The organism is Haematospirillum sp. 15-248, from assembly GCF_012102665.1.
Classification (GTDB): domain Bacteria; phylum Pseudomonadota; class Alphaproteobacteria; order Rhodospirillales; family Rhodospirillaceae; genus Haematospirillum.
In genome coordinates this window covers 71,009-97,041 of record NZ_JAAVTF010000007.1, presented here as the reverse complement: position 1 = coordinate 97,041, position 26,033 = coordinate 71,009, and the positions used below count along the sequence as shown (strand labels likewise).

Here is a 26,033-nt window from a genome sequence, read left to right as displayed (position 1 = left end):
TGTGCAATGCGCAGACCGTTAGTTAAATAAAATTGCCAATGCTTTCATCGCATTATCAATTCAATACAGCATTCATGCATGTTAGTGTAAGCGCGTAACTCGCTATAAAATTCATTGGGAGGACGCTGTGGATTCATTATCAAGCAGATTTTTCGAATCAATTCTATTCTTCATAGCAAAGCATATATATGTATTAATAATACACTCCATATTATTTACTATATTATATTCAGTTATTACATTTTTATTATACATTTATCAAGATGCACCAATTGCAGACGATTTCGAAGAATTTGGAAATTTTATATGGTTATCGATATTCTGCGGCAGTGCTCTTATAGCTATTAAGCTGAATAACTATTTCAGCTACAATGGCCGCAGTTCCTCGTAAAGCGTTCATCTGCACGGTTCCCTTAAAATTACTTTCCGGCTGTATGCTGTGATTGGCTGTTAACGATAAGATCGCTATACATGCCTCAAGGTGTGTGCTTCCGGAGCATAGTTGAGGCCGACACCACGTTCGTGGGCGGCAATAGAGAAGAATGAGCATGCCAAGGAACTGAACGCATGAGCAAAACGCTGACCGGAATGAATTTTAGCGAGACAATTGAGCGGGTTGCGAAAACAGAACCGGCAGAATTGACTTTAGTCACTAACACCTCAATGAATGATGGCGAAATCGAAAAACTGATTGCGGCTTTCGAGGCGGCAGCGCGAAAGGACGGTGGGGGAAAGGAGTTTTGGTTTGCCCGGGATTTGCAAAAGCTTCTTGGTTACGACAGATGGGAGAACTTCCTGTCCTCCATAAGCAGAGCAAAAATCGCTTGCGAAAACTCTGGTCAGCGCGTTGACGACCATTTTCGTGACGTCACGAAAATGGTCGAATTAGGATCAGGAGCGGTTCGCGAAATTGAGGATATGAAGCTCGGTCGCTACGCCTGCTACCTGATCACACAGAACAGCGACGCACGGAAGAAGCCGGTTGCATTTGGTCAGAGCTACTTTGCCATTCAAACACGGCGGCTGGAAGTTGCTGATGAGGGGGCAGTTCCCACGCATGAGGATCAGAAGCGGGTATTTATTCGGGATCAGATCAAAAGGCACAACCGATATCTATCGAGTGCGGCAAGGGAGGCTGGTGTCGTCACATCACAGGAATTTGCAAATTTCCACAGTAGCGGATATCAAGGGCTCTACGGCAAAACTCTCCCCGAAATCAGACGCTATAAGGGGTTAGCTCGGAACGCTAATGTCCTTGACAGAATGGGCAGCACTGAGCTTGCCGCAAACTTCTTCCGCGTCACCCAAACAGAAGAGAAGCTTCGCAAGGACGGGGTAAAAGGCGCTAAAAATGCGAACGCCACTCACTATGCAGTGGGGCGGCAAGTCCGCGATGCGATGCTGAAAATCAGCGGCATCGCCCCGGAAAACTTACCTGTGGCTGATAGCATTCGGCAAGTCGAGAAGAGACTGAAACTCGAAGCCCAAAACACTCCTCCAGCCATAGATTGGTCGGAGGCCCAGAGTGATGTGAGCGAACAGGACCGAAACGCAATACCTTCGAAAAGCGATCAAAAAGAAGAGCGTCTTCCGGTCAATCTTCGCACTGATTTGTGGAAATTTGCCCTTCTAGTCATGGCAACCAAGCCGCATGGAGCCATTTCAACATCTGAATTGATTGCAGAATTACCAAATTACATTCGGGTCCCAGATGATAGCCAAGAGGTTTTGACAGGGAGGAAGGACACGAAGTTTTCTCAGATCGTTCGCAACCTGAAATCTCACAAAGCTGCAAAAAACAACCTTATATATCAGGGCTATGCGGAAGACGTGGATGGCGGCTTCAAGATCACTCCGAAGGGGCACGATTTCGTGAAAACTTACTTCTCCGAATAAATTCTGAGAAGGTCAATCACGTATATCGTTTCTCGCCCTTTTCTGGTCCCTGTGAACGCCTAGACCAGCCTTGGCAAGATCGCTGTACCTGCTCTTTAAGATGTGTGCTTCCGGGATCTTTGGTTTTGTTCGGCAGCGATAGCCTCACGCAGGAAGGCATTCAGTCGGGTCTGCCAACCGGGTCCGCCTGCTCTCAGATACTCCAGAATGTCCGGGTCAAGACGAACGGTTGTCGATGCCTTGGTGCGGTTCAGCGGAGGGCGGCCCCGTCTCACGGGTGCCTTGTCAAAAGCCTGTGCCCATTCCGGCGCTGACAGGTCCGGGGCATCGTCTTCATCCACCCAGGCGGGGCTGGAACCTTTTTTCTTCACGGGCATTGGCTTTCCTCAAGCTGATAATGCGGTACGCGCTCTGGCGCGGCGTCCATACCATCACCACCATGCGCCCATCCATATAGCCGACAGTAATAAGGCGTTGCTCGCCGTACTCGCGCCGGTCATCCAGAACCGTTATGTGAGGACCTGAAAACACCTCTTCAGCATCAGCCATATCCAGGCCCCTGTTTTCAAGGGTCAAGGTGCGCTTGCTGGCATCGAACTCTATGTCCATATTTTTGTTACTACAATAAATGGATCGAGACAAGCCCCTTCAGGGTGAAGAAGAGGCATCCTCGCCCCCTTGGCCATACTTCTTGAACGCAGGGCATAGAATCAAGCCATTCCTCCGATGGCCCGCACGCCGTAGTACGTCCCGCCGAGTGTGGCGCTGTGGACCGATGCCGCCTGCTCCAGAACACCCAGCATCGAGACCACCAGCCGACAGGCCCGGCTGATCAGGGCATCGGGGTCCGCGTCGCCCGCTTCATCTTCCAGGGCGGACAGGATCCCGAATACGGCGAGGCCCTGTGCCAGTGCGCCGTCAAGGCTGGTTGCCCGGGCGTGGCTGATGCGGTGTTCCAGCTGGTCGATCAGGGCTGTGTTGGCCGGATCCAGCGGGGCCTGATGCATGGCGACGCGGGTTACCGTGGCCAGTTGGCGGGCCAGCATCACAACCGGGTCGGGCAGGACATCTGAGGATGGTGCGGTGTACATCTGTTGCAGACTCATCATCCGGCACTCCCCCTGACCACGTGCACCTGAAGGCCTGCCTGGTCTGCCGCCCGCCGCAGTTCATGCTGCTGACGGCCTGTCAGCCAGTCATAGGCAAAGGACGAGCACTGCAGTTCCAGAATCTGGCCGTCAAAGGCTGCATCAGCCTGACGGACCAGCGTTTCCGCTACCCGGCAGCCTGACTCATGCAAGGTGGTCGCCAGGCGCTCCACAGCATCCTTTGCCGGGTCCCGACGCAGAATGCCCATGCAGGTCATGGCGGCCTTCAGGGCGGCTGTCACCGTCTTCAGGGGCTGCCGTACAGTCTGGGTTCTGGGCAGAAGTCCAGCCGCTTGCAGCTTCCGCAGCGCGGTCAGGCAGGTCCGCACGCACATTCCGCTGACCTCGGCCAAGCCGCGTGCTGTGCGCATAATGGATGCCTGAATAAACGGAGCGAGGCCACCGCCCAGTGAAAGAGCGACAACGCGGGCACTCAGGCTCAGGTCCTTTCGTCCTCCCACGTGAATAACCCAGCGCAGGCGCTCGGTTTCAGTCATGCGATGCGTGAACATCATCGAGAAAAACTCCCCTTCGGCGTATCGACGCACCATCCAGAGGCCGTAATGGCCGCTGGTGGCGGGAGGCTAAAGACCCGAGATGCACTGTCCAAAGTCAGGCAGTCGAGCGGGCTTATTTCCCTTGCGGGTGTTGTATTCGCCGCCCTCCCGCCGAAGGGAGGAATGCCGCGGACAGAATCCGGGCACAAAAAAACCGCGTTCAATTCGGTGCGGTCAACCGCTTTGGAATGTACATGGAGGTCTTTAGGCTCCAACGCGGACGTTATCGAAACCGCATAGGGGATGCAAGTGAAAAACGGATGGGTGGGCGGGCTACTGACCCAGCGCAGGCGCTCGGTTTCGGTCATGCGATGCGTGAACATCATCGAGAAAAACTCCCCTTCGGCGTATCGACGCACCATCCAGAGGCCGTAATGGCCGCTGGTGGCGGGAGGCAAAAAACCCGAGATGCACTGTCAAGAGTCAGGCAGTCGAGCGGGCTTATTTCCCTTGCGGGTGTTGTATTCGCCGCCCTCCCGCCGAAGGGAGGAATGCCACGGACAGAATCCGGGCACAAAAAAACCGCGTTCAATTCGGTGCGGTCATCCGCTCTTGAATGTACATGGAGTTTTTTGGCTCCAACGCGGACGTTATCGAAACCGCATGGGGGATGCAAGTGAAAAACTGATGGGTGGGTCAGTTAAAGCAAGCGGGGATGCTGCGTTGCCGGGTGGTGTTGCTGAACCTCGATGATGCTATATTCCTTGCGTACTCCTGCATTGGACTGAAACTGCCGTTCACGCACAACGCATTGCAGATGATCGCCCATTGCAAAGAGCTCCACGTTCGTAGCAATGCGATTGAGAAATTCTGCGTCTTCAATCGTGGCATTGAAGGGCTCGCTTCCGTCCGTAACGCGCCACTTGTTATCTTTCTTGAAGCTCAAGCTGATAATCTGCAGCTGCATTGGGCGGGTAAGTTCCTTAATTTCCAGCTCTGGACCCTCAACGTCAAAATATCCGACTTCGCTCTTGAAGATTTCGACGGCTTTCTGCCCCGCTCTCTTGAACCTTAAGCTATCAATTCCATCTGTCAGCAGAACATCAACAAGACTCTTTGTGTTTTTACGTACAGGAATGCTCTCAAATAGCTGTAGCGCTCTTGGATCGATAACTTGAGTATTCCCATCAAGGTGAATATGTAAATGGCGATCCCCCTTTTGCTCGACCCTCTCTGGAGATTTCCCCTTAAGAAATTTATATAGCCGTATTAGTGACACAATTATTGCCAATACAGAAGCAATAATTACTACTTGATCGCCATCGACTGGGATGGAATCCAGCAATGGCAATGCCTTGTCCATTAAATATTGGGCAGTCCCAATACCAACCTCAAAAGAACCAGCGGCAGTTGCCTTTACACGCACAGAAACTTGTGCGCGCTTTTTATTGAGCTCCTCATTGGCAGATTGAATCAAATCGCCGAGGGCGATCAAGGCAGGGCCTAAATTCTGAACGTCGATTTCTCCGTTCTCGACCGCAGCGCCATCGAATACCAAGGTTAAATCAGCGTGGTTCATGCCGACCGGCCCCCATGATTTTCAGGGGGCCTCGCGTCTTGGATAGATGAAAGCGTCACTGGCAGTCCCCCTTTTTGTTGCAAGGCCCATAGTTGTGGGTAGCAACAAATACCGACACGCAAAATGACAGTCCAGAGTTTTATCCTCTGCAATTTCACAATCATGAAGGACGAAAACATACATGCGCCTGTTGCCGGGTAGCAGGTCCATGGTGTCCTGCGCCCCTGCCAAGCCTTTTGTTTTTATTGTTTGTTTTTTGGTTTTTAAACGCCCGCGCGCGTTCCTTATATAGGGGGGCGGAAGACCGTGTAAAATTTTGCGACCGTCGCCCCTGCGGAACCGTATAAAAATTTTACACACACAAGCCGGGCTGTGGAAAACTGCGGGCGCACGTGGCCCGCAGTTCGTTACGAAACGCTCTCTCAGCACCGGACAACCAGAACTGTGTCACAGGTTGAGGCTGGCTTTTCAAGGAGCCGCGCCGCGCCATAGCCGACAACCATTCCGGCTGCTACTGCTGTTGCCAGCAGCGCCCTCTGCATCCAGCGTTTCCGCCTTTGATAGGCGCTCCGGCCACAGGCATCCGCAATCAGCCCGGCTTGGGCGCGTATGGCCCGCCCCATTTCCTCTGAAAAACGGTCTGGGTAGTTCTTACTCATACTACTTTCTCTTGCATAAACAACACCAAGGCCAGCGATTGCTGGCGGGTGAAGAGCATTGTTTTTCAATGCATTGTATACGCCCTGACCCGGATCCGTTGCGCGCGAGGCAAGTGGCAGGCATCCGGGGGGCGAGCAAAAATAACATCACCCATCCATCGATAAAAATATAGACACGCCTGTATTCCATCGCTTAATCATCTATATATCGATTGGTTATCAAGGGGACACGCCATGGATGATCGCCTCGCCATACTCCCTCTTTCTGTCCGGGCGCACCGTGCCTGGTCACTTGCCTGGAGCGCCCGCCACGGAAGAAAGACAGAAATCAGGCTGGTTACAGAGCTTTTCAAACAGTCATCAGATCCGAACGCCCTGATCCGCAGGCTTGTTCACAGCGTTGAGGAGGTTCATCCGTGACCATTATCCAGACATACGCGGGCCATCGATTTTCACTGCTTCATCCCGACCCGCGCGACATCAACCCACGTGACATTGCCATTGCCCTGTCCCGTCTGCCCCGCCTTGGTGGACACACCTCGACGTTCTATTGCGTTGCCCAGCACGCATGGCTTGGCGTGGATGTTCTTCGACGGGCAATCCGCAATGATCGTTCCCTGTCCCGGCTGCTGCGGATTGCCGGACCAGAACGCAGCGAAACAACCGAAGCCGTTATACGCCGTGCCCGCCATGATGACGCCATGGCCAGACAGCTGTTGTTGGCCGCGCTTCTGGACGATGCGCCGGATGCCTACATTGGCACGCTTTCACCGCTGGTCACCATGGCACTGGAGAAAATCGCCAGAATCTCTCCGCTTGGAACGCTTGACACGGCGATTACCCTCACCATCCACCAGGCATTCGGGCTGCCTTTTCCTTTGCCTGCAGGCTGGGTCGCTGTTTTGAAACTTGTCGATGAGATCATGCTTGCGACAGAGTATCGGGATCTGCTTCTGGTCCGGAACAGCGATATGGAATTTCCGGGCGCGGCGGAGTTCCGCATCCAGCCTGAACCCGAACACCGTGCTCCGGACCTGTTCCTGGAGTGTCTGGAGAGTCTGCACAGCCGGGCTGTACGGCACCAGGCAATGGCAAGCTGACGATGCCGCTGACAAAGGACATCAGGATTCCCATGCAGGGGGCCAGGGCGCACACCCGTCCGGGCCCCCTGACCGAAGAGCGGATTACCGCTGCCTTGCGTGTACTGGCCCGCATTGTCTGTGATTACCCGGGGCTGCTGAATCAGGACCACGTTCGCCATCTGGCTGCGCGGCTTCTTGCCGAACGGGATGCTGCCAGAAAGGATGCTGAAATCGATGCCGCCCTCCGGCAATTCGCTCTTCCTGACGCGGGCCTGACACCCACGAAACCAAAAGCGCCAACATGGACCGCGCGTTAAGTGGCATGGCCGTTCATCTTGGTCAAAGCGGGGCCGCTTGTTCAAACAGGCTTGCACATCGAAGGCAAATAATCACCAGCCTGACAGAAAGGACTTAACCAATGCGTACACCACACCGGATTCTGTCGGCATTCATCATGCTTGCAGCGGGCTGGGCCACTTTGACCCTCGGCATGTCTGTGACCACTGCGGTGGCGCAGCTCATGATGGTTTTCTTCATGAGCACACTCGGTCTTTACGCGGTTTTCAGCGCCATCATGTACCGCTCTTCGCACCTGCTGGTGCGGCTGCACAATAACATCAACGATGAGGAGTGCAGGCGCGATACGCATGTCTTGCGAGACTACTTGCACATAATGGGCGGCGTAGCGATTGTGTCAGTCCTTCTTCTGCTGACCTTCGAAGGATGCCGTCACATGGCGCCCGCCACGGTATCAGGCGTAATGGTTCTGAACCTCGCCCGCATGATGGAGGCCGGTTTGTTCGGGCTGTGTGGGCTTAATCTGGTGTACCTGCTGCTTCTGTTCAGAAGTCTGGTTCAGGGTATGGTTCAAGAAGCCATGACCCGGGACACGCTTGATGAAAACAAGCGGATTGTGGAAGCCGAATGATGCGCGTGCTCATCGGGTGTGAATTTTCCGGAACCGTGCGGGATGCATTCCGGGCGGCGGGTCATGAGGCTATGTCTTGTGATCTGCTGGAGACGGAAACGCCCGGACCGCACTACAAAGGGGATGTGCGTGATGTTCTCGATTATCCGTGGGATCTGGCGGTCTTCCATCCTCCCTGCACGGACCTGGCTGTGTCCGGCGCGCGGCATTTCGAGGCCAAGCGTCAGGACGGGCGGCAACAAGCCGCTGTGTCCTTCGTTCGGCTTCTGGCCCGAAGCGAAATTCCGCGCATAGCCATAGAGAATCCGATCTCGGTTCTGTCCAGCATCTGGCGTAAACCCGATCAGATCATTCATCCGTGGCAATTTGGTCATGGGGAGACGAAGGCTACGTGTCTGTGGCTGAAAGGCCTGCCGCTGTTGCATCCCACCCACGTTGTTGAAGGGCGGCACGCGCGTATCCACAACATGCCACCCACACCTGACCGCTGGAAGCTCCGCAGCCGGACTTATCCCGGAATCGCCGAAGCCATGGCTGCGCAATGGGGGTCCTCGTCAGAGGACGAGAGCAAGGGGGCTTGCAATGGGGCTGTTCGTTGGTAATGCTTGGTCGTGTGGCACAGGAGGGAGATCTATGCGGACATCTGTCCTGCTTGAGAGGAAAAGGCGGGTCGTGCGTGCTGCCATCGATCGGTCGCGCCTGAAAAACCCCCGTATTTTTGGCTCGGTCCTGCATGGCACCGACCAGGAAGGCAGTGACCTTGACCTTTTGGTTGACGCACCGCCCGGCACGACGTTGTTTGAACTCGGTGGCCTCCAGGAGGAGCTTGAGCTTCTCCTGGGCATTCGTGTTGAGGTGCTGACGCCCGAGGATCTGCCGGAAAAATTCCGGGCCAAGGTTCTGTCCGAGGCCAAGGCCCTATGAACGAGAATCGCCTGGAAGACTATCTGGAGCATATGCAGCAAGCTGCGGAGGATGCGTGCACCTTTGTGGATGGTCTGGATAAAGATGACTTCCTGGCTGATAAAAGGACGCAGCAGGCTGTCATAATGAGCATGGTTATCGTTGGGGAAGCCTCAGCCAAGATTATAAGTGGGTATGGCGCTTTTGTCGCCGAGCATCCCGAAGTCCCCTGGCGCAGCATGCGCGGCATGCGGAACCGAATTGCCCATGGATACTTCGAGATTAATCTTTGCGTTGTATGGGATACCGTACAAGAGTGCTTGCCAGAGCTGATCGAGCAGCTCCGTCTATTGCGCCGCTCAACAATCTGAACTTGCTCTTTACATTCGGCAGGCTGTCAGCTCTCCGTCTTCGACGCCGTTACCGCTTCAGCGCCGTTACCACGCCAGCTGTCGTGAAGGCCGATCAGGACATCGGCAACCTGGGCCGGGGTAAGCCCCCCCTGCAGGAGACCGGGCAGGGACTGTGTAATCACATAGCGCATCAGCTCACGATCAAGACCTGATGTTGCCCTGTCCTGATTGGGCTGACCTGTGGCCAGCCATGCGATATCCGCGTCCAGGACCCGTGCAATCTCGGCCAGCTTTGACGTGGTACGGGTCTTGCCCGCAATCAGGAAGGATATGGACGACTGCGAGGCCCGGACACGGCGCGCAAGCTCGCTGATCGACATGTTCCGGTCGGCCAGCAACTTCTTCAGGCGTCCGCCGATGCTATCAAGATCGTATTCGGTCATGACTCTCTTCTACCCCATTTCATGCCCTTGACGGTCCACATAATTATCGATAGCTTGTTCATCTATTTATAGATGGAGGAAAGCATGACAGAAGCACAGCTCCGGGCCATACATTTCATGGAACAGGCTGTTGGTGTGGCTGGGTCGCAAAGTGCGCTCAGCCGCAAGATTGCCATGGGGCAAGGCAGTATATCCCGCGCCCTCAAGATCGGGCGTGTCTCACCACGGATGGCGGTCAGGATCCATCAGGCGCTTGGCTTCGATCTTGATGAAGCCCTTGCGGTCGCCCTCGCACGCTGAGGGCCATTTTCCGGGCCAGGCGCACCTGAACGCGCACAGTCCTGAGCATTGTGTCGATATCCGCCCCCAGGCTCCTGTTCCATTCGGCACGGGCCGGTGTTCCCAGGGGCGGCGCATGTTTCAGCAATGTCTCGATATCCATCATCCCCCCTTTTCCATCGCAGGGGGAAGCATCACCTGCAAGGCGAGTGCAAATCCATGTCAGAAAACTGGACGATCAACACTGATGCGTTAAAGCAGAGCATTTCCACGGCGCTGAACATGTTTGTCGGCCCGGGTCGCATGTCCAGGGAAGAGCTGTCCCGGTGGACAGGGATCGACACGCGAACGATCAAGGCTCACCATCTCGGGGAAACGGTGCCCAGTGTTGCGGCACTGTTTTCTTACTTTCGGGTCTTGCCGGTTGCTTTTGCGGAACACGTGCTGGCGCAGGCCGGTCTGGGTGGTGTCCATCGCCTGGAGCAAACGGCAAACGCCAATCACGTGATGGCCGAGCTTGGTGAAGGCATCGCGGCCCTTGGCCACGCGATGGCCGACGGGCACATCGACCATCAGGAGCGCCCGGGCGTAATCCGCGAGCTGCGTGAAGCGGCGGCAGCGGCGGAAGAACTGGCGGCATCCCTGGAGAGGGGCCGCACATGAACCGGTTGCTGGTGGAAAACCCCCTGTACCGGGCCAGACGCATACTTGGTGATCGTGTGGTGCCGGTGCCTGACGGGATGTATCGCCTTGACGGGCGTCTTGTCACGCCGCGACAACTGGTGTGCACGGCCAATGACGTTCTGGAGGCGTCCGGGCTTCCGGCGATTGCCTACCCCGGTACAGCCCACGCCTGATGGGTTCCCGTTTTGATCCGTCTGTTCTGCGCGCCATCCGGGAGCGGATCCCGCTTTCCGAAATTGTTGGGCGGGACATCCGTCTCATCCGGTGCGGACGTGAGTTCCAGGGCCTGTGCCCCTTTCATGCCGAGAGAACGCCGAGCTTCACCCTTTGCGAGGACAAGGGCTTTGCGCACTGCTTCGGGTGTGGCTGGAACGGCGATGTTTTTGGCTATCTCATGGCACGGGGGCGCACTTTCGTTGAAGCCGTCACCGAACTGGCCGATCTGGCCGGAGTGGCGGTTTCAGGCCAGCGTCCGTCCCGTCCCCTGCGTCCGGTCCTGACGCGCCGGAATCAGGAGGATCGCGCGGCAAAGGATGCGGCCACGGCAGAACAGGCGCGGATCCTGTGGGCTGGATCGGACAATGCCCGTGGAACGGTGGTGGAGCGGTATCTGCGGGAAGGACGGGGGCTGGATCTGGACCGTATCGGCGGTCTGCCGGACGCACTCCGGTTTCGCCCGTGCGACGAATGCGTGGAGTGTGGTGCGGATGGCCGGTTCAGGGTGGTCTGGGCTGGCCCGGTCATGATTGCGCCCTTGGTTGTTCCTGACAGGAACGGAAAGGCACGGATTGTTGGCGTGCATCGCACATGGCTGTGCCCGGATGGGTCTTCACGCCTGAAAGAGGTGAATGGGCTACCTGTCCGGGGCAAAAAGATGCTGGGCAGGGCCAGTGGCTCCATCATTCCCCTGTCATCGAAGCGGATGCCGCACATGCAGGGGGGAGAAGGCATCGAAACCAGCCTTGCCGGTTGGTGTGCGGTTCCTTCCCTGCCCGCGATTGCCCTGGCTTCTCTGGGGAACTTCAGCGGACGGACGGATGGGCACGGGGGGTGGTCTCCATGGGCCGGACTGAAGACCTTCACATGGCTTGAAGATGCGGACGGCGTAAATCCAGCCGCTATGGAACAGCGGGTTACACGCGGGCTTGCGCGTCTGCATCGTTCGGGGGTGCAGGTCCGGCGGGCGTCTCCCCCCGTGGGGATGGACATGAATGACTTTTATCGAAAAGGCACATAAACTATGGCACGGCACGACGTGGCTGCCGCCATCACACATGCTGTGGCATGGCGGCCCGCTGCTTTTGATCAAACAGACCCGCTGAATTACCGTCTGGCCTGGCTGCCGCGTAACGATGCAGGCAATGCGGAGCGGCTCCTGTCCCGCTTCGGAAACGATTTGCTGTATGTGCAGGATATCGGCTGGGCCTGGTGGGACGGTCGCCGCTGGTCGCTGGAGATGGGCTACACGATGGCAAACCGCCTCGCGCACGAGACGGTCAGGCATATCTACGACGAGGTGCAGGCTCTTCAGGATGCCATCGGTGACAAGGAGGTCCGGGACATCCAGGAGATCGAAACCCATTTCAAGTGGGCAGGGGCATCCGGGAATGCACAGCGGATCAACGCAATGATCAACATCTGCCAGCACTATTGTGTGCGGCGTCCATCGGATCTGGATGCCAATCCCATGCTGCTCAACGTTGCCAACGGTACACTGGAGCTGGATGACCCCATCCTGTCCGGGGCGTCAAGACCACGACGCAGTCATCTGATAACCAAGGTGATCGAGGTGGATTATGATCCGGACGCAACCTGTCCGAATTTTCTGCGTTTCATGGAGGATATCCTTCCGGATCCCGAAGTCAGGCTGTTCCTTCAACGTTCCTTCGGGTATGCGCTGACCGGCCTGATTGACGAGCAGGTGCTCTGGTTTTTCTATGGCACGGGGGCGAACGGCAAGTCGACGCTGGTCAACATCATGGCCCGCATGCTTGGCTCGTACTGCATGAGTCTGCCATTTTCCTCGCTGGTGCTGGACGAGCGCAAGCGGGGTGAATCAGCCTCTCCGGATCTGGCCCGTCTTCCCGGTGCGCGTATGGTGCGGGCGTCGGAACCCGAGAAAGGCGTCAAGTTCAGCGAGTCCACCATCAAGTCCATAACCGGCGGCGAACCCCTGACCGTGCGGCACCTGAATCAGGGCTTCTTCGAGTTCACGCCAAGCTTCAAGCTGTTCCTGTCCGGCAATCACAAGCCGGTCATTCGCGGGCAGGATCACGGGGTGTGGCGGCGGATCAATCTTGTGCCGTTTACCGTGTCGATTGCCCGCGACAAGAGGGATCCGGGCTTGGAGAACAAGCTGTGGGAAGAGCGCTCCGGTATTCTCAACTGGCTGCTGGACGGCCTGCGTATGTGGAGGCGCAGCGGACTGTGCCCGCCCGAGGCGGTGGTTGCGGCGACCCGTGAATACCGCGAGGACAGCGATCCCCTTGGCCTGTTCCTCAATGCTTGGACCGAAGCGCACGAGGCCGGGTCGGTCCAGGGCAAGCGGCTGTTTGATGCCTATGCGCTCTGGTGCCGTGGCAATGCCGTCGAACCGATGAGCAACACCTTGTTCGGACGCATGCTGGGCGAACGTGGTTTGCAAAAAGACCGCTGTGGGATTATTACATACCGGGGCATCCAGCTCCGTCAGGACGCGCTTGACGCCCTGGACGAGGCGGATCGCAAGCGCATTGCGCGCAGCCCCCGCGATGAAGATCGCTAGACCGTCCGGACTGTCCGGAAACTGTACGAAAAAAAGTTCTTTCATTTCAAGGGTTGCCGGAGGGTTGGAGGGTACGGACAGTCACCCCAATGATAACCCTCACGCGCGCGCGCATTAAGAGTTTCATTGGGGTAACTATCCGTACTATCCGTATCAAGAAAAGGTAAGAAGTAACATATTTATATAGAACGATTTTTTTCCGTACAGTTTGGAAAAAACCAACTGTCCGGACTGTCCGGACTGTCCGGGAAGAGGGGCATATGAGCTGTTTGATCGATATTGAGGATCTTCTGGTGTGGAGTTACGCCGTTGAGCGTGCGGATCGTACCGGTCTGCAGAATCAGGGGCCGGGGTGGCCGCGTGACAGCGTGCTGCGGCTGGAATGCGCCGGGCTGGGAGGTCTGTCCGGCACGGGGACTGGTCAGGGATGCCATGCTGACGCCGAAACCGTTCACACGGCTGTCTCGGGGCTTTCTGCGGAGATGCAGCGTCTGGTCATTGGTCACGCCCGTTCCGGCACCCGGCCCGAATGGTTCCCCGGGGCGCGGCCTGTTGTGGCGGCAGAGCTGAACCGGCAAGGGCGTCCACGAAAGCTGTACGACCATAACCGCCATGTGACAGGGCACGCCGTGCGGGCTGGCGTGGAGCTTGGTGACGGCTCGATCTGGTATGACTGGACCATGGACGGCATTGGCCGGGCACGGGCTGTGTACACCGCCTGGCATCAGGCCCTGATCGAGCTGGCGGCCTGGCTCGACATGAGCGGATTGCTTGTCGATTATCAGGTTTCCGGACCAGCGGCACCCGATTCACCGTGGAAAAATTTAGGGGTTGCTTTTTCAAACCCTGTTGACAAGCCGGTTGCGAAAAGTTATTGACAGTAACTCATGAGGCTTGAACTGTGCCCGGACGGATAATAGGTCTCGGGCACTTTGCTTTTTCCGGATATCATCATGCCCTGGGCACCCAAGAAACCATGCTGTCAGCGTGGCTGCAGACGCTTGACGTCTGGCCGCTTCTGCGACGTACACCAGACAGCCGCAGATGCGGAACAACGTGCAAGCAGCCGGATTTACGACCGGTTGCGCGGATCGGCGGCAAAGCGGGGCTATGGCAGCCGCTGGCGTGCGGCCCGTCTGGCTTTCCTGAAAGAACATCCACTGTGTGAATGCGAGGCATGCGGTGGCGGTGCGATGCGGGTGGCTGCGGCAACGGTGGTGGACCACATCATCCCTCACCGGGGTGACCAGGGCCTGTTCTGGAGCCGCAGAAACTGGCGGGCCATGGCCAAGGTCTGTCACGACCGTAAAACAGCCCGGCAGGACGGCGGACTGGGAAATCCGGTTACGGCGACGGCAAAAGCCATTGACAAGCCGTGGCGCTGTGGGCAAACCTGACGGCGTTGTGGCAAATTCCACAGCCGGGTTTAGCAGCCCGCACAACAAAAGGCGTCCGAACCGCGCCCGTAACAGCGCGGTTTTCCTATGGTCGGGCGTGCAGGAGAACCTTCGGGTTCGCCGTTTACCTTTTGGCGGTACTGCTAATCCTGTGCGTCCGGCCACCACGTTTAGCAGCGCGGTGGTCGGGTTTTCAACTCGATCAAAAGGAGGTTCGCGATGAGCGAACAGGCTACGTTTGCGCCCACTCTCCCTGCATTTTTCCCTGTTCGGTCCGACCCGGTTGTGATGCTGGCCCGCCAGCTGGCCACGGTAACCCGTGTCGCCATGCATCAGGCCCCGCTGGATCCGGCCAACACAGCCCTGATCGACCAGCTGGAGCACCGCATCAGCCACGCCCGGGCAACCAGCCTTGACGGCGCACTGGCACAGGGCCTCGCCGCATTCGGGATCCTGTCCGCCCTGGAAGATGAAGCGGGCGACGCAGGCCCCGATGCCCTGATCAGCCGGGCCTGTCGGCTGGTGGCATCGATGCTGGGTGTTCTGGAGCAGGCGGCATCGGTCCACAGTGCCGCACTCGGCGGGACGTATTACGGCTTTGACAGAGTCCGGGCTGACCACCATCCCGTGGCACCCTTTCATTCCTGAATAAGGACAAAACCAATGCATCACAGCAATGCGCCCCCGGAAAACAACGGGGCCGTAACGGACATCTTTGTCTTCGAAGACTGCCGTATCCGTACCTTGATCGATAAAAACGGCGAGCCGTGGTTTGTGGCCAAGGATGTTTGCGATGTTCTGGGAATCATCAAGTACCGGGATGCCATTGCCCGCCTGGACGACGATCAGAAGAGCGTCGGTATCGCCGACACCCCCGGTGGTCCGCAGCGCACGACAATCATCAATGAACCCGGCCTGTATTCTTTGGCCCTGAGCCACGGCAGGCCTCCGGAAAAGTGGCTCAGGACATTGATCGTCAGAGAATTATTTTTAATGTCTGAAGAAAGATGAAGCCGATGCACCGTAACAATGCAACCACGGAGAACAACGGCGTCGCCGTGATTCCTTTTGCTTTTGAAGGCTGCCGCGTCCGCGCCATCGTCGATAAAAACGGCGAGCCGTGGTTCGTGGCCAAGGATATCGCCACGATCCTTGGGTATGAGCGGACCGCAGATGCTGTTCGTGCCCACTGTAAAGCACGCCGAAAGGCCCAAATCCCTACGCAGGGAGGCTTGCAGGAAATGATCATCATACCGGAGCAGGACGTTTGTCGTCTGGTCATGCGTTCACGGCTCCCCGGCGCTGAGCGGTTCGAGAAATGGATCGCCAGCAAGATCAATACGTTTTTACCCGTCACCCTGTAAAATCTGAAAAAGGACAAAACTAATGCATAGCAACAATGCAACCCCGGAAAGCAACGGCGTGACCATGATCCCTTTCGTTTTTGAGGGCTGCAATGTCCGTACCATCGTCGATGAAAACGGCGAACCATGGTTCGTGGCCAAGGATGTATGCGATGTTCTGGGATACAGTAACCCGCGGGATGCTATCGCCAAGCACTGCAAAGCGGCCACCTTGATCAATCTGAGTACCGTCGCGGATCGCGACGGTATTTCGGGAAACCCGAATGTCACAATTATCCCCGAACGCGATGTATACCGTCTGATCATGCGGTCACGGCTTCCGGCAGCGGAGCGGTTCGAGGAATGGGTTGTCGGCGAAGTCCTTCCCTCGATCCGCATGACCGGTTGCTACCACATTGATGCCGAGCCGGAGAGGCCGGATGTTTCGGTCGCAAACATGGACCGTTCGGATCTGCGGACCTGGATTGCCCTGGTCAGCGAGTGTCGGTCCACGTGGGGTCGCCCGGCGGCGCAGTACATCTGGAACAAAGTGCCCTTGCCACAGGTCGATGACATTGTCCGCGCGGTGGAGGCGTCAGCGGGCGAAACTTCGGTCGCGGCCTTTTTGCGTGAAACCGTGGTCGAGGCTGTAGGCAGTCGTATACAGGCTTCGGCCTTTTACCGGCTTTACAAGACATGGTGCGACAAAAACGGACACAGCGCTGTGACCATGACCGCTTTCGGGCGCGAGGTTGTCACCCGTGGCCTGCATAAAGTCCGGATGGGAACCGTCTGGTATCACGATATCGCTGTCAGCGGCGTGTAGGACAGACAGGGAGGGGGGCCGGTCGATTACGGGCGGTCCTCCCCTGTAGACCATGCGCCCCTCCATGATCACGCCTGGACGAAATTTCAGAAATTATTTTTTCGGCACACGAGGGCCTGTTATGGGACGCAGATCCAAAACGCCTGCAGAGAAAAAGTTATGTGGAAGCCGTGTCAGGAAGAAGAATCCTCATCCGGATACATCCACAACCGACAGCAGCCGTTGTCCGGGATCGGATGTCCCTTCCCCACCTGGCTGGCTGGTTGATTCCTTTGCGCGGGCGGAGTGGACACGGCTGGCTGCTGATCTTGTCAGCATGCGTATCCTGTCCCCGATCGACAGCATCAATCTGGCGATGCTGTGCCAGGCAACAGCAACCTATGTCCGGGCGCAGCAGGTCGTGGCAGAGAAAGGTGCAACCTACACCACGGCAAGCAAACACGGGGAAATGGACCGTGTACGCCCGGAAGTGAAAATTGCCGCCGAAGCCGAGAAGACCATTCTGCGCATTACCAAGGAATTTGGCCTGGCTCCCCTGTCCCGTGCCCGGGTAGCGACCGCGCATGCCAACAACGGCGTGCAGTTGATGCTGCCGGGCTTTGACATTGCACCAAGCGTAAAGTCCGATGACCAAACAGCACCACAAGGAACCTCCCAGGCCGATACCTTCTTCGGCTATGGAACCGCTCCGGTCCACTAAAGGCCATGCCGAAACATATGCCCGCGCCGTCACCGCTGGAACAGTCCCTGCCTGCAGGTGGATCAAACTGGCCTGTGCCCGGCACCTGCGCGATCTGGAGTGCGGGCACCAGCGGGGCCTGTGGTTCGATTACGAGGCTGAAGAGCGGATATACGCGTTCTTTGAGAAGTACCTGAGGCATTCCAAGGGCGAATTCGCAAAAAAGCCTTTTGTCCTGCAGCAATGGCAAGCGTTCATCGTCGGGTCTGTCTTTGGCTGGAAGCGGAAGGACGGAAGCCGGAGGTTCCGCACAGTCTACGACGAGGAGCCGCGCAAAAACGGGAAATCAACCCGTCTGGCCGGGATCGGTCTTTACATGACCACAGCAGATGGCGAATACGGTGCCGAGGTTTATTCCGCTGCAACCAAGAAAGACCAGGCCAAGATTGTCTGGGGCGAGGCCCGGAGCATGGTTCTGGCCAGCCCTGAACTGCGCGCCCGGACACGGGTGTTCGCCGCCAACATGAATGTTCCGGCCCTTGGATCAAAGTTTGAGCCTCTGGGGGCGGACAGCGATTCACTGGACGGGCTGAATATTCACTGCGCCATCATCGACGAACTGCATGCCCACAAGTCGAGAGACCTGTGGGACGTGCTGGAGACGGCCACCGGGGCGCGGCATCAGCCGTTGATCTACGCCATTACAACAGCAGGCCGGAACAAGCTGTCCGTCTGCCGGGAGCTGCGTGACTACGCCTGCAAGGTTCTGGAAGGCATTGTCGAGGACGACAGCTTCTTTGCCGTGATCTTTACCATTGACGAGGATGACGACTGGTCAGATCCGTCGGTCTGGGCAAAAGCCAATCCCGGGCTGGGTGTATCGGTAAACATCGACGACCTGCAGCGCAAGGTGGAAAAGGCCCGTCACCTTCCGGCTGCACAAAACGCCTTCAAACGGTTGCACCTGAACATCTGGAGTGACGGGGCCGGATCATGGCTGGACATTGATGCATGGGATGAATCCTGTGAGACCGTTGACCCCGATGTTCTGGCCGGTCGGGAATGTTACGGCGGCCTTGACCTGTCGACCACAACAGACATTACCGCTTTTGTCCTTGTCTTTCCCCCGGTTACAGACGGTGAACGGTGGAAGGTTCTGACCCGGTTCTGGGTTCCCGCCGAAAACATCGAACGTCGGGTCCGGTCGGACCGGGTGCCTTATGACATCTGGCATGATCAGGGCCACATCCAGGCAACACCGGGAAACGTGGTTGATTACCGCGCCGTTCGTGATGGCATCACGGCAGCAGCCGATATGTTTGACCTGCGTGAGGTGGCCTATGACCGGTATAACTCGTCGCAGCTGGTGACCGAACTTATGGATGACGGCCTGACCATGGTGCCGTTCGGACAGGGGTTCATCAGCATGGCAACGCCCACGCGCGAGCTGGAGAAACTGGTCATCTCCGGGCAGCTCGCGCACGGGGGCAATCCGGTTCTGCGCTGGATGGCAAGCAACGTTGTGGTTCTTGAAGATCCGGCGGGCAACATGAAGCCCGCCAAGAACAAGTCCGCTGAAAAGATTGACGGAATTGTCGCCCTGATCATGGCCCTTGGACGCGCCACGCTTCCAAAGGAAGAGAGGGGCGGCAGCATTGATGACTACTTCGCAAGGCTAGGCAGGTGAGCCGTGAAACTATTGAGAAAGGCATTTGGCTTCCTTGGCCGAAGCCTGTCGCCGGAAAAGCCCACAGGCTGGTCAACAGGGCCTGCAAGCCATGCCGGAGAGGTCGTAAACGGGAGCAATTCCCTGATGCTGTCCGCCGTCTGGGCTTGTACCAACCTTCTTGCCGGTACCATTGCATCTCTGCCGCTGACGGTATACCGCACAGGGCCTGGGGGCCAGAGAACGGCAGCCCGGGAACATTCCCTGTACCGGATCCTGCACGACAGCCCGAATGCGGACCAGACAGCGGTGGATTTCTGGGAGTACATGTGCTTCTCCATCGAACTGTGGGGAAATGCGTTTGCCCGGAAGGACAGCATCAACGGACGGCTGGTCAGCCTGACCCCTGTCAATCCGGCACTGGTCACGGTAACCCGGCAGCCGCACGGGGGATTGGCCTATCAATGGTCGGAGAATGGACAGGCGTTTACTGTTGATGAAACCGGGATGTTTCACATCCGTGGTTTTGGCGGCGGGCCACTGGGCGGGGTTTCGACCTTGTCCACCGCGCGGCATGTCTTTGGCCTGGCCATGGCGATTGACCGGGCGGCAGGCGCAACGTTTGCCAATGGGCTGCGGCCATCCGGAACATTGACCTTTGACCGGTTTCTGACCGACGAGCAGTACACAACAGCCGAAGCAAGACTGGCATCAAAGTTCAGCGGGGCGATGGCTGCGGGGCGACCGATGATTCTGGAGGGCGGCGTGCGCTGGGATCAGGTCACGCTCAACCCGGAAGATGCGCAGATGCTCCAGTCCCGTTCCTTCTCGGTCGAAGAAATCTGCCGGTTCTTCGGCGTCCCCCCCTTCATGGTGGGGCACACAGAGAAATCCACCTCGTGGGGATCAGGACTTGAGCAACAGATACTCGGGTTCCAGAAGTTCACACTGCGACGAAGGCTGAAGCGGATTGAGCAGGCCATCATGAAGCAGCTGCTGACAGCAGCTGACAGGTCTTCCGGCATTACGGTCGAGTTCAACATAGAGGGACTGTTGCGCGGTGACAGCCGGGCACGGGCCGAGTTTTACACGGCCCTTCTGGGATCCGGTGTGCTGACGGTCAATGAAGCCCGTGCCCTCGAAAATCTGCCGCCGGTTCACGGCGGAGATGTTCCACGAACACAAATGCAGAACGTTCCTCTGGGGATGGCAATCCCGGGGACACAAAGATCGGAGAACCGCCATGCGGGTACGTGACTGTCGCTTCATGACCAAGACTATGGGTGAGGCTGGCACATTCGAAGGCTATGCATCCGTCTTCGGCAACGTCGACCAAGGGGGTGACTGTGTCGAGGCCGGAGCCTTCAGGGATAGCCTGGCAAGGGCAAAGGCAGAGGGAAAAGTCATTCCCCTGCTGTGGCAACATGACCAGAAGGAACCGGTCGGAATCTGGACGGACATTGCCGAGGACAGCAAGGGATTGCACGTCAGGGGGCAGCTCCTGCTGGAGCATGATCCCCTGGCCCGAAGGGCGTACGGATTACTCAAGGCTGGCGCAATTGGTGGCCTGTCGATCGGGTACACCATTCCCTGGGGAGGAGGGCAGCCGGAAAAGGGATCACGGGGATCTTTCCAGCGCCTGAAAGAGGTGGATCTTCACGAAATCTCGCTGGTCACGATGCCCATGAATACAGAGGCACGTGTCACGGGGGTCAAGTCCGCTCTTGCGGCAGGGAAAACACCGACAACCCGGGAATTCGAGGCATACCTGCGGGAGGCAGGATTTGCGAAAAGTCTTGCCACGGCAATTGCCAGCAAGGCGGCTCCGCTGCTTCGGGGGGAACCCGGAGACAGCACAGAAACAGAAGCAGCGTTTCTTCAGGCTCTTCTGAAACAGCACAATGAAAAGGATTCAGTACTATGAGCGCATGCTTGTGGAAGCGTTCTGACCGCATATGCCGCGATATGGCAAACGAGGGGCATCCCTCGGCAGGAAAAAGTGTTGAGGCCCTGGCTGCCGAGGTCAAGGCGTCTTTCAGCAAATCCCTGGACGAGGCCCGCTCTATCGCAGAGAAGGCCCTGTCTGAAGTTCAGGCGAACGGGAAGCTTTCCGGATCAGTCCAGGAAAAGGCTGACGAGGCCCTGATCAAGATGAATGCCCTGCAGGAGCAACTGGCAGGCATGGAGCAGAAGATGGTCCGCCTGTCCGGACCTGGTGGAAATACTTGTGACAACTCGCTTGGGCAGACCTTTGTCGCGGACAGCAAGATCCGTGAATTCCTTGATTCGCAGAGCAAGCGCGGCAAGGTTGATATGGTCTTCAAGAGCACCATAACGTCTGCAACAACGGATGCAGCGGGCTCTGCGGGCAGGCTTGTAACCAACACCCGCCTGCCTGATATCATTGCTGCACCGGAACGGCGTATGACGATCAGGGATCTCATCACGCCGGGACAGATGGATGGCAATACCCTCGAATATGTGCGCGAAACGGGTTTCACAAACCAGGCAGGCATGGTGGCCGAGACTGAGGCGGTGCCCCAGTCTTCCATCAAATTTGACCTTGTGAACACCACGGCAAAGGTCATCGGGCACTACATGAAAGCGTCACGCCAGATTCTGGATGACGCGGCACAGCTGGCGTCCTACATCGACGGTCGCCTGCGATACGGACTGGCGTACAAGGAAGAGGCCCAGCTTTTAAACGGAGACGGGACCGGGCAAAACCTGCTGGGCATTATCCCGCAGGCGAAAGCCTATAGCGCCCCGATCACCATGGAAAAAGCAACCAGCATTGACGTGATGCGTCTGGCCATGCTGCAGGCCGCGCTGGCTGAATATCCAGCAACGGCGCATGTGCTCAACCCGGTGGATTGGGCCTGGATCGAAACCCTCAAGGACTCGCAGGGGCGTTATCTCATCGGGAACCCGCAGGGAAGCGCAACGCCAACATTGTGGGGGTTGCCGGTTGTTACGACGCAGGCAATCGGTGTTGACAAATTCCTGACCGGAGCGTTCCGCCTGGGCGCACAGGTCTTTGATCGCTGGCACGTCCGTGTCGAGGTCGCAACGGAACACGGTGATGACTTCATTCATAACCGCGTCACCATCCTGTGCGAGGAACGGCTGGCCCTGGCTGTCTATAGGCCGGAAGCCTTCATATACGGTGATTTTGGACGGGTTAATTGAGGAGAAGGCCGGGTTCGACAGCCCGGCCTTTTTCATTGGGGAACCGATGAGCACAACAAAACACTACCGGGTTCTGCGGGCCATGGATGGTGACCGCTTCTACCGCGAAGGAGAGTCCCGTTCCATGTCTGCTGCCGATGCCTTTCATCTTGTCCAGCTGGGGGCCCTGGAGGAACTGCCTGTGGACACAGGGGCAGAGCCCGTCGAGGCAAAGCCCCGCACACGCAGGGGGAGCCGTCATGCTGATTGAGATACAGGCACCGGAAACAGAGCCGGTATCCCTGTCGGATGCCAAGATACATCTGCGTGTGGATCATACCGCCGAGGACGATTATATCGCATCCTTGCTGTCCGTGGCGCGACGGCAGGTCGAACAATACTGCGGACGGGCCTTGTCTGCCCGGAAGTGGCGTCTTCTGCTCGACAGCTTCCCTCCACGGATCGAGCTTCCCTGCCCACCCCTGCAGAGTGTGGATGCCCTGAGCTGTATCGATTCCGGAGGCAGGCAGAGGGTTCTTCCCCCGGAATGCTGGCAGGTCGGGCAAGGCTGTCCATCGATGATCATGCCCGCGCCGGGCCACTGCTGGCCACAAACAGCGTCCGGACGCCCGGATGCTGTTCTGGTTGACTTTACGGCGGGCTACAGCGACCGGCGTGATGTCGATCCTGCCTTGCGGCATGCCATGTTGCTGCTGGTGGCAAACTGGTTCGAGAACCGTGGTACTGCGAGCGAAAGCGGTTCAAGACATATTCTTCCGCCGACCGTCCGATACCTTCTGGATCCCTGCCGTATACGGACGGTGCCGTGAAAGCCCCGGACATTGGAGACCTGAACCAGAGGATCGCCCTGCTGTCCTGGCAAGATTGTCCCGACCAGGAAACCGGCCTGCTGGCGCTGTATCGGACAGAGGCCGAGATCTGGGCCAGGGTGGAGCCGGTCGGGGGAGCGGTTTATCTGGGAAGCCAGCAGATCGGGCAGACCATAACCCACCGTATCACCATGCGCTGGCGGGAAGGGATTACGGCAGAGCATGTCATCCGTCATCGCGGACGTTGCTTCCGGATCCGCCGGATAACCGACCTGAATGGATGGCGACGGTTCTCGGTGCTGGACGTCGAGGAAGAAGGACCTTTTGTACAGGAGGCAGGTCATGGCCCGTGAACAAAGCGCCATGGAAATCAATACCAGGTTATCGGGGTTTTCGCGTCTTGATTTTGACCGGAACCCAATCCGCCGTGAGCTGCGCAAGCTTGGATCCATGGTGGCCAGGGATGCGCGGAAACTCGTCCGGACACGCAAGCCATCGTCCCCCGGGACAAACCCCGGACGGCAAACAGGGGCCCTTTTCCGCTCTATCCGTTCCAAGGTCGGGCGTCAGGGTTTCCTGGTGGCTGTGGCCCCGTTCCGCAACGAGGAGCTGATGCGAAAGAAAGCCTACTATCCGGCCTTCCTCCTTTATGGGGCGGAGCGAAAGCCTGGCGGGCGTCTTCTGCCGCGCAACAATTATATGGCGGATGTCATGCAACGGCACCGGAACATGGTCCAGGAGCGTCTCTCTGTCGTTCTTGTGCAAGCGATTGTGCCACGTCGGGGAGGCTCTCGCTGATGCTGGACGCCATTATCCAGGCATTGCGGGAGCGATGCCACACGTTCTCGGGGGCTTCGGGTTCCGCACGTATCGCCGGGGCTGCTGAATTCGCCAGAGTCGCGGAGGATGCCAGTCTTCCGGTTCCAGCGGCCTACGTGCTGCCACGAGAGGAAAAGCCTGCAACAGCCGTAACCTGCACGGGATATCGGCAACCGGTTCAGGCGCATTTTGCTGTGGTTGTCGTTCTTCCTGCGGCGGATCGTCGCGGACAGGGAGCGGCTGTGGCCGTTGAATCAGTGCGGGACGATTTGTTTCGTGCGCTGCTGGGCTGGGAGCCGCCCGGCTACGGGCCAATTGTTTATGAAGGCGGCGAGCTGCTGTCGGTCGATCGCGCCCGGTTGTGGTGGCAGTTCACGTTCAGCGCAGCCTACCAGATTACAGAAGATGAAACGTGGCTGGCTGTGACCCATCGGGACCGGCCATTACTGGAAACGGTCCGGATTGGCCTGGATGCCACGGCGAATGATCCGGAAACAGAACCGTGGGGGAAACCGGATGGATATCCGGAGAGATGGTTACATCTGCACTTTGATGCATCCGCGCAGGATGCACGGGAGAACCAAAAATGAGTGTGAGCTTCAATACATTGCCCGTCAATGTACGGGTACCGCTGTTTTATGCCGAGGTTGACAACAGCCAGGCCAGTTACTTCGAGCGCCAGAACCGCACCCTGCTGATCGGCCAGATGGTTTCCGGCGGGACCGCACGGGCCGGTGTACCGCAGCAGGTCGCGCGGACAGACCAAGCCAGGGTTCTGTTCGGGGCCGGATCCATGCTGGCCCGCATGCACGCGGTGTACCGGGCCGGGGATGCCTTTGGTGAGGTCTGGTGCATTGCGCTGGACGATGCGGCGGCGTCTGTCGCGGCAACAGGTACGGTCAGGATCACCGGAACAGCTTCTGCCGCAGGTATCATCACACTTTATATTGCCGGACAGCGTGTGCAGGGTGCAGTCGCAGTGGGTGATACAGCTGCTGCTGCGGCGCGGATGCTTGCGGGTGTCATTACCCGGTCTTCCGACCTTCCGGTGACAGCGGCGGCAGACGGCGGGAAAATCACGCTGACATGCCGGTGGAAAGGGGAAACCGGCAACGACATTACCCTGATTCCCAACTACAGGGGCGCTCTGGGTGGAGAGAGTGATGTGCCGGGCCTTTCCGTAACCGTTGTGCCCATGGCAGGCGGTGCGGGCAGCCCGGATATAGCGGTTGCCACGGCGGCAATGGGTGATGAGGAGTATGACCATGTCGTCTGTCCGTACAGTGATGCAGCAACACTGGATGCCCTTGCAGCAGAAATGGGAGACACGACGGGTCGCTGGTCATGGTCACGACAAATCTACGGGCATGTCTGGGCGGCACGCCGGGGCAGTGCCGAGGCGCTGGCCACTTTCGGGAGAACGCGCAACGACCAGCATTGCACCATAGCGGGATTTGAGGCTGATCTCCCCTCGCCCGCGTGGGAGTATGCTGCGGCCTGGGCTGCCCGTTCTTCCGTTTTCCTGAACAATGAACCCGAGCGTCCCACACAAACAGGGGAATTATGCGGGATTCTTCCCCCACAAGCCGGGAAGCGTTTCACGCTGACAGAAAAACAGTCGCTGTTGTACGCAGGCATTGCAACCAGCATGGTATCAGGCGGGGCCGTCAGGATTGAGCGCTCTGTCACGACGTACCAGAAGAATGCCTGGGGGCAGCCTGATCCATCCTATCTGGACGCGGAGACCCTGTTTCTTCTGGCCTATGTCCTGCGTTACCTGAGACAGCGCATTACGCAGAAATACCCACGGCACGCCCTGGCCAATGACGGAACCCGCTTCGGGACCGGAAAAGCCATGGTTACGCCGGGTATCCTGCGTGCCGAGCTGATCGCGGCGTACCGGGAGCTGGAATTAGACGGAAAAGTCGAGAATGCCGAGGCGTTCAAGGCGGCCCTGATTGTTGAACGGGACAGCACAAATCCAAACCGTGTCAACGTGCTGTACCCACCGGATCTGGTCAACCAGCTCCGTATCTTTGCAGTCCTGGCCCAGTTCCGGCTGCAGTACCCGGATGCGGCCTGAACCGCTT

General features: G+C 57.8%; 37 protein-coding genes. 30 read left to right on the top strand and 7 right to left on the bottom strand.

Translation table 11 applies throughout. The features are described 5' to 3' along the window. Nucleotides 1–567 precede the first annotated feature (567 nt). Entirely contained in the window at nucleotides 568–1,896 is a 1,329-nt protein-coding gene (gene dinD / locus HEQ72_RS07720) for a DNA damage-inducible protein D (RefSeq protein ID WP_245184252.1), read from the top strand. Between the two features lie 95 nt (nucleotides 1,897–1,991). On the opposite strand, the gene HEQ72_RS07715 is transcribed toward dinD, so the two are convergent. The 6 genes from HEQ72_RS07715 to HEQ72_RS07690 form a co-directional block, all read right to left on the bottom strand. Next, nucleotides 1,992–2,267: a BrnA antitoxin family protein gene (locus tag HEQ72_RS07715; protein WP_322099099.1), complete on the bottom strand. Its 276-nt coding sequence runs from the start codon at nucleotides 2,265–2,267 to the stop codon at nucleotides 1,992–1,994. Then, entirely contained in the window at nucleotides 2,230–2,445 is a 216-nt protein-coding gene (locus HEQ72_RS07710; protein ID WP_245183285.1) for a BrnT family toxin, read from the bottom strand. Before HEQ72_RS07710 ends, HEQ72_RS07715 begins: the two co-directional genes overlap by 38 nt. A 161-nt stretch (nucleotides 2,446–2,606) precedes the next feature. Next, nucleotides 2,607–3,005 carry a hypothetical protein gene (locus HEQ72_RS07705; protein ID WP_168023040.1) on the bottom strand — a complete coding sequence of 133 codons (399 nt, stop codon included), beginning with the start codon at nucleotides 3,003–3,005 and terminating at the stop codon, nucleotides 2,607–2,609. Next, nucleotides 3,002–3,559, bottom strand: coding sequence for a hypothetical protein (locus HEQ72_RS07700; RefSeq protein WP_168023039.1), 558 nt, complete (start codon nucleotides 3,557–3,559; stop codon nucleotides 3,002–3,004). The genes HEQ72_RS07705 and HEQ72_RS07700 overlap by 4 nt, the downstream gene beginning before the upstream one ends. A gap of 682 nt (nucleotides 3,560–4,241) precedes the next feature. Then, nucleotides 4,242–5,120: a hypothetical protein gene (locus tag HEQ72_RS07695; RefSeq protein WP_168023038.1), complete on the bottom strand. Its 879-nt coding sequence runs from the start codon at nucleotides 5,118–5,120 to the stop codon at nucleotides 4,242–4,244. 422 nt (nucleotides 5,121–5,542) lie between these two features. Next, complete coding sequence (locus HEQ72_RS07690; protein WP_168023037.1) at nucleotides 5,543–5,779, bottom strand: hypothetical protein; 237 nt, start codon at nucleotides 5,777–5,779, stop codon at nucleotides 5,543–5,545. A gap of 234 nt (nucleotides 5,780–6,013) precedes the next feature. Between HEQ72_RS07690 and HEQ72_RS07685 the strand changes: the two genes are divergently transcribed. The 7 genes from HEQ72_RS07685 (at nucleotide 6,014) to HEQ72_RS07655 (ending at nucleotide 9,063) form a co-directional block, all read left to right on the top strand. Beyond that, nucleotides 6,014–6,199, top strand: coding sequence for a hypothetical protein (locus tag HEQ72_RS07685; protein WP_168023036.1), 186 nt, complete (start codon nucleotides 6,014–6,016; stop codon nucleotides 6,197–6,199). Next, entirely contained in the window at nucleotides 6,196–6,879 is a 684-nt protein-coding gene (locus tag HEQ72_RS07680; protein ID WP_168023035.1) for a hypothetical protein, read from the top strand. Before HEQ72_RS07685 ends, HEQ72_RS07680 begins: the two co-directional genes overlap by 4 nt. Before the next feature lie 2 nt (nucleotides 6,880–6,881). Further along, entirely contained in the window at nucleotides 6,882–7,178 is a 297-nt protein-coding gene (locus HEQ72_RS07675; RefSeq protein WP_168021257.1) for a hypothetical protein, read from the top strand. A 101-nt stretch (nucleotides 7,179–7,279) separates the two neighbouring features. Continuing rightward, nucleotides 7,280–7,789: a hypothetical protein gene (locus tag HEQ72_RS07670; RefSeq protein ID WP_168023034.1), complete on the top strand. Its 510-nt coding sequence runs from the start codon at nucleotides 7,280–7,282 to the stop codon at nucleotides 7,787–7,789. Continuing rightward, the gene (locus tag HEQ72_RS07665) at nucleotides 7,786–8,391 is read left to right on the top strand and encodes a hypothetical protein (RefSeq protein WP_209316217.1); all 606 of its coding nucleotides are present in this window, start codon (nucleotides 7,786–7,788) and stop codon (nucleotides 8,389–8,391) included. Before HEQ72_RS07670 ends, HEQ72_RS07665 begins: the two co-directional genes overlap by 4 nt. 31 nt (nucleotides 8,392–8,422) lie before the next feature. Beyond that, complete coding sequence (locus HEQ72_RS07660; protein ID WP_066133214.1) at nucleotides 8,423–8,713, top strand: nucleotidyltransferase family protein; 291 nt, start codon at nucleotides 8,423–8,425, stop codon at nucleotides 8,711–8,713. Further along, nucleotides 8,710–9,063, top strand: coding sequence for a DUF86 domain-containing protein (locus tag HEQ72_RS07655; protein WP_168023033.1), 354 nt, complete (start codon nucleotides 8,710–8,712; stop codon nucleotides 9,061–9,063). Before HEQ72_RS07660 ends, HEQ72_RS07655 begins: the two co-directional genes overlap by 4 nt. Nucleotides 9,064–9,089: 26 nt before the next feature. On the opposite strand, the gene HEQ72_RS07650 is transcribed toward HEQ72_RS07655, so the two are convergent. Further along, entirely contained in the window at nucleotides 9,090–9,488 is a 399-nt protein-coding gene (locus HEQ72_RS07650) for a helix-turn-helix domain-containing protein (RefSeq protein WP_168023032.1), read from the bottom strand. An 84-nt stretch (nucleotides 9,489–9,572) separates the two neighbouring features. Between HEQ72_RS07650 and HEQ72_RS07645 the strand changes: the two genes are divergently transcribed. From HEQ72_RS07645 to HEQ72_RS07540, 22 genes are all read left to right on the top strand, one after another. Continuing rightward, nucleotides 9,573–9,788, top strand: coding sequence for a hypothetical protein (locus tag HEQ72_RS07645; protein ID WP_168023031.1), 216 nt, complete (start codon nucleotides 9,573–9,575; stop codon nucleotides 9,786–9,788). 198 nt (nucleotides 9,789–9,986) lie between these two features. Beyond that, complete coding sequence (locus tag HEQ72_RS07640) at nucleotides 9,987–10,430, top strand: hypothetical protein (RefSeq protein ID WP_168023030.1); 444 nt, start codon at nucleotides 9,987–9,989, stop codon at nucleotides 10,428–10,430. Beyond that, on the top strand, nucleotides 10,427–10,624 hold the full coding sequence (locus HEQ72_RS07635; RefSeq protein WP_168023029.1) for a hypothetical protein: 198 nt from the start codon (nucleotides 10,427–10,429) through the stop codon (nucleotides 10,622–10,624). The genes HEQ72_RS07640 and HEQ72_RS07635 overlap by 4 nt, the downstream gene beginning before the upstream one ends. Then, the gene (locus tag HEQ72_RS07630) at nucleotides 10,624–11,688 is read left to right on the top strand and encodes a CHC2 zinc finger domain-containing protein (protein ID WP_168023028.1); all 1,065 of its coding nucleotides are present in this window, start codon (nucleotides 10,624–10,626) and stop codon (nucleotides 11,686–11,688) included. The genes HEQ72_RS07635 and HEQ72_RS07630 overlap by 1 nt, the downstream gene beginning before the upstream one ends. A gap of 3 nt (nucleotides 11,689–11,691) precedes the next feature. Continuing rightward, the gene (locus HEQ72_RS07625; protein ID WP_168023027.1) at nucleotides 11,692–13,215 is read left to right on the top strand and encodes a phage/plasmid primase, P4 family; all 1,524 of its coding nucleotides are present in this window, start codon (nucleotides 11,692–11,694) and stop codon (nucleotides 13,213–13,215) included. Nucleotides 13,216–13,475: 260 nt separating this feature from the next. Beyond that, entirely contained in the window at nucleotides 13,476–14,093 is a 618-nt protein-coding gene (locus HEQ72_RS07620; RefSeq protein ID WP_168023026.1) for a hypothetical protein, read from the top strand. A 75-nt stretch (nucleotides 14,094–14,168) separates the two neighbouring features. Then, entirely contained in the window at nucleotides 14,169–14,612 is a 444-nt protein-coding gene (locus tag HEQ72_RS07615; RefSeq protein WP_066133192.1) for an HNH endonuclease signature motif containing protein, read from the top strand. A 219-nt stretch (nucleotides 14,613–14,831) separates the two neighbouring features. Continuing rightward, nucleotides 14,832–15,260 (top strand): hypothetical protein, encoded by a 429-nt coding sequence (locus HEQ72_RS07610; protein ID WP_168023025.1) that lies wholly within the window; start codon nucleotides 14,832–14,834, stop codon nucleotides 15,258–15,260. A gap of 15 nt (nucleotides 15,261–15,275) precedes the next feature. Continuing rightward, a complete protein-coding gene (locus HEQ72_RS07605) occupies nucleotides 15,276–15,623 on the top strand; it encodes a Bro-N domain-containing protein (protein WP_168023024.1) in 348 nt (115 codons plus the stop codon). 5 nt (nucleotides 15,624–15,628) lie between these two features. After that, nucleotides 15,629–15,976, top strand: coding sequence for a Bro-N domain-containing protein (locus HEQ72_RS07600; protein WP_168023023.1), 348 nt, complete (start codon nucleotides 15,629–15,631; stop codon nucleotides 15,974–15,976). Nucleotides 15,977–15,998: 22 nt separating this feature from the next. Continuing rightward, nucleotides 15,999–16,781: a Bro-N domain-containing protein gene (locus tag HEQ72_RS07595; protein ID WP_168023022.1), complete on the top strand. Its 783-nt coding sequence runs from the start codon at nucleotides 15,999–16,001 to the stop codon at nucleotides 16,779–16,781. A 121-nt stretch (nucleotides 16,782–16,902) separates the two neighbouring features. Continuing rightward, on the top strand, nucleotides 16,903–17,481 hold the full coding sequence (locus tag HEQ72_RS07590) for a phage terminase small subunit P27 family (protein ID WP_168023021.1): 579 nt from the start codon (nucleotides 16,903–16,905) through the stop codon (nucleotides 17,479–17,481). Further along, nucleotides 17,408–19,147 carry a terminase large subunit gene (locus HEQ72_RS07585; RefSeq protein ID WP_209316216.1) on the top strand — a complete coding sequence of 580 codons (1,740 nt, stop codon included), beginning with the start codon at nucleotides 17,408–17,410 and terminating at the stop codon, nucleotides 19,145–19,147. The genes HEQ72_RS07590 and HEQ72_RS07585 overlap by 74 nt, the downstream gene beginning before the upstream one ends. A gap of 3 nt (nucleotides 19,148–19,150) precedes the next feature. Continuing rightward, complete coding sequence (locus HEQ72_RS07580) at nucleotides 19,151–20,383, top strand: phage portal protein (RefSeq protein WP_209316215.1); 1,233 nt, start codon at nucleotides 19,151–19,153, stop codon at nucleotides 20,381–20,383. After that, nucleotides 20,370–21,050, top strand: coding sequence for an HK97 family phage prohead protease (locus tag HEQ72_RS07575; RefSeq protein WP_168023020.1), 681 nt, complete (start codon nucleotides 20,370–20,372; stop codon nucleotides 21,048–21,050). Before HEQ72_RS07580 ends, HEQ72_RS07575 begins: the two co-directional genes overlap by 14 nt. After that, nucleotides 21,047–22,315: a phage major capsid protein gene (locus HEQ72_RS07570; protein WP_209316214.1), complete on the top strand. Its 1,269-nt coding sequence runs from the start codon at nucleotides 21,047–21,049 to the stop codon at nucleotides 22,313–22,315. The genes HEQ72_RS07575 and HEQ72_RS07570 overlap by 4 nt, the downstream gene beginning before the upstream one ends. 46 nt (nucleotides 22,316–22,361) lie before the next feature. After that, nucleotides 22,362–22,565, top strand: coding sequence for a hypothetical protein (locus tag HEQ72_RS07565; RefSeq protein ID WP_168023019.1), 204 nt, complete (start codon nucleotides 22,362–22,364; stop codon nucleotides 22,563–22,565). After that, complete coding sequence (locus tag HEQ72_RS07560; RefSeq protein ID WP_168021272.1) at nucleotides 22,555–23,124, top strand: head-tail connector protein; 570 nt, start codon at nucleotides 22,555–22,557, stop codon at nucleotides 23,122–23,124. Before HEQ72_RS07565 ends, HEQ72_RS07560 begins: the two co-directional genes overlap by 11 nt. Continuing rightward, on the top strand, nucleotides 23,121–23,477 hold the full coding sequence (locus HEQ72_RS07555) for a phage head closure protein (protein WP_066133157.1): 357 nt from the start codon (nucleotides 23,121–23,123) through the stop codon (nucleotides 23,475–23,477). Before HEQ72_RS07560 ends, HEQ72_RS07555 begins: the two co-directional genes overlap by 4 nt. After that, nucleotides 23,467–23,922, top strand: coding sequence for a hypothetical protein (locus HEQ72_RS07550; RefSeq protein ID WP_168021274.1), 456 nt, complete (start codon nucleotides 23,467–23,469; stop codon nucleotides 23,920–23,922). The genes HEQ72_RS07555 and HEQ72_RS07550 overlap by 11 nt, the downstream gene beginning before the upstream one ends. After that, nucleotides 23,922–24,533 (top strand): hypothetical protein, encoded by a 612-nt coding sequence (locus HEQ72_RS07545; RefSeq protein WP_168023018.1) that lies wholly within the window; start codon nucleotides 23,922–23,924, stop codon nucleotides 24,531–24,533. Before HEQ72_RS07550 ends, HEQ72_RS07545 begins: the two co-directional genes overlap by 1 nt. Continuing rightward, the gene (locus tag HEQ72_RS07540) at nucleotides 24,530–26,026 is read left to right on the top strand and encodes a phage tail sheath subtilisin-like domain-containing protein (protein ID WP_168023017.1); all 1,497 of its coding nucleotides are present in this window, start codon (nucleotides 24,530–24,532) and stop codon (nucleotides 26,024–26,026) included. Before HEQ72_RS07545 ends, HEQ72_RS07540 begins: the two co-directional genes overlap by 4 nt. The last annotated feature ends 7 nt before the right edge of the window (nucleotides 26,027–26,033 follow it).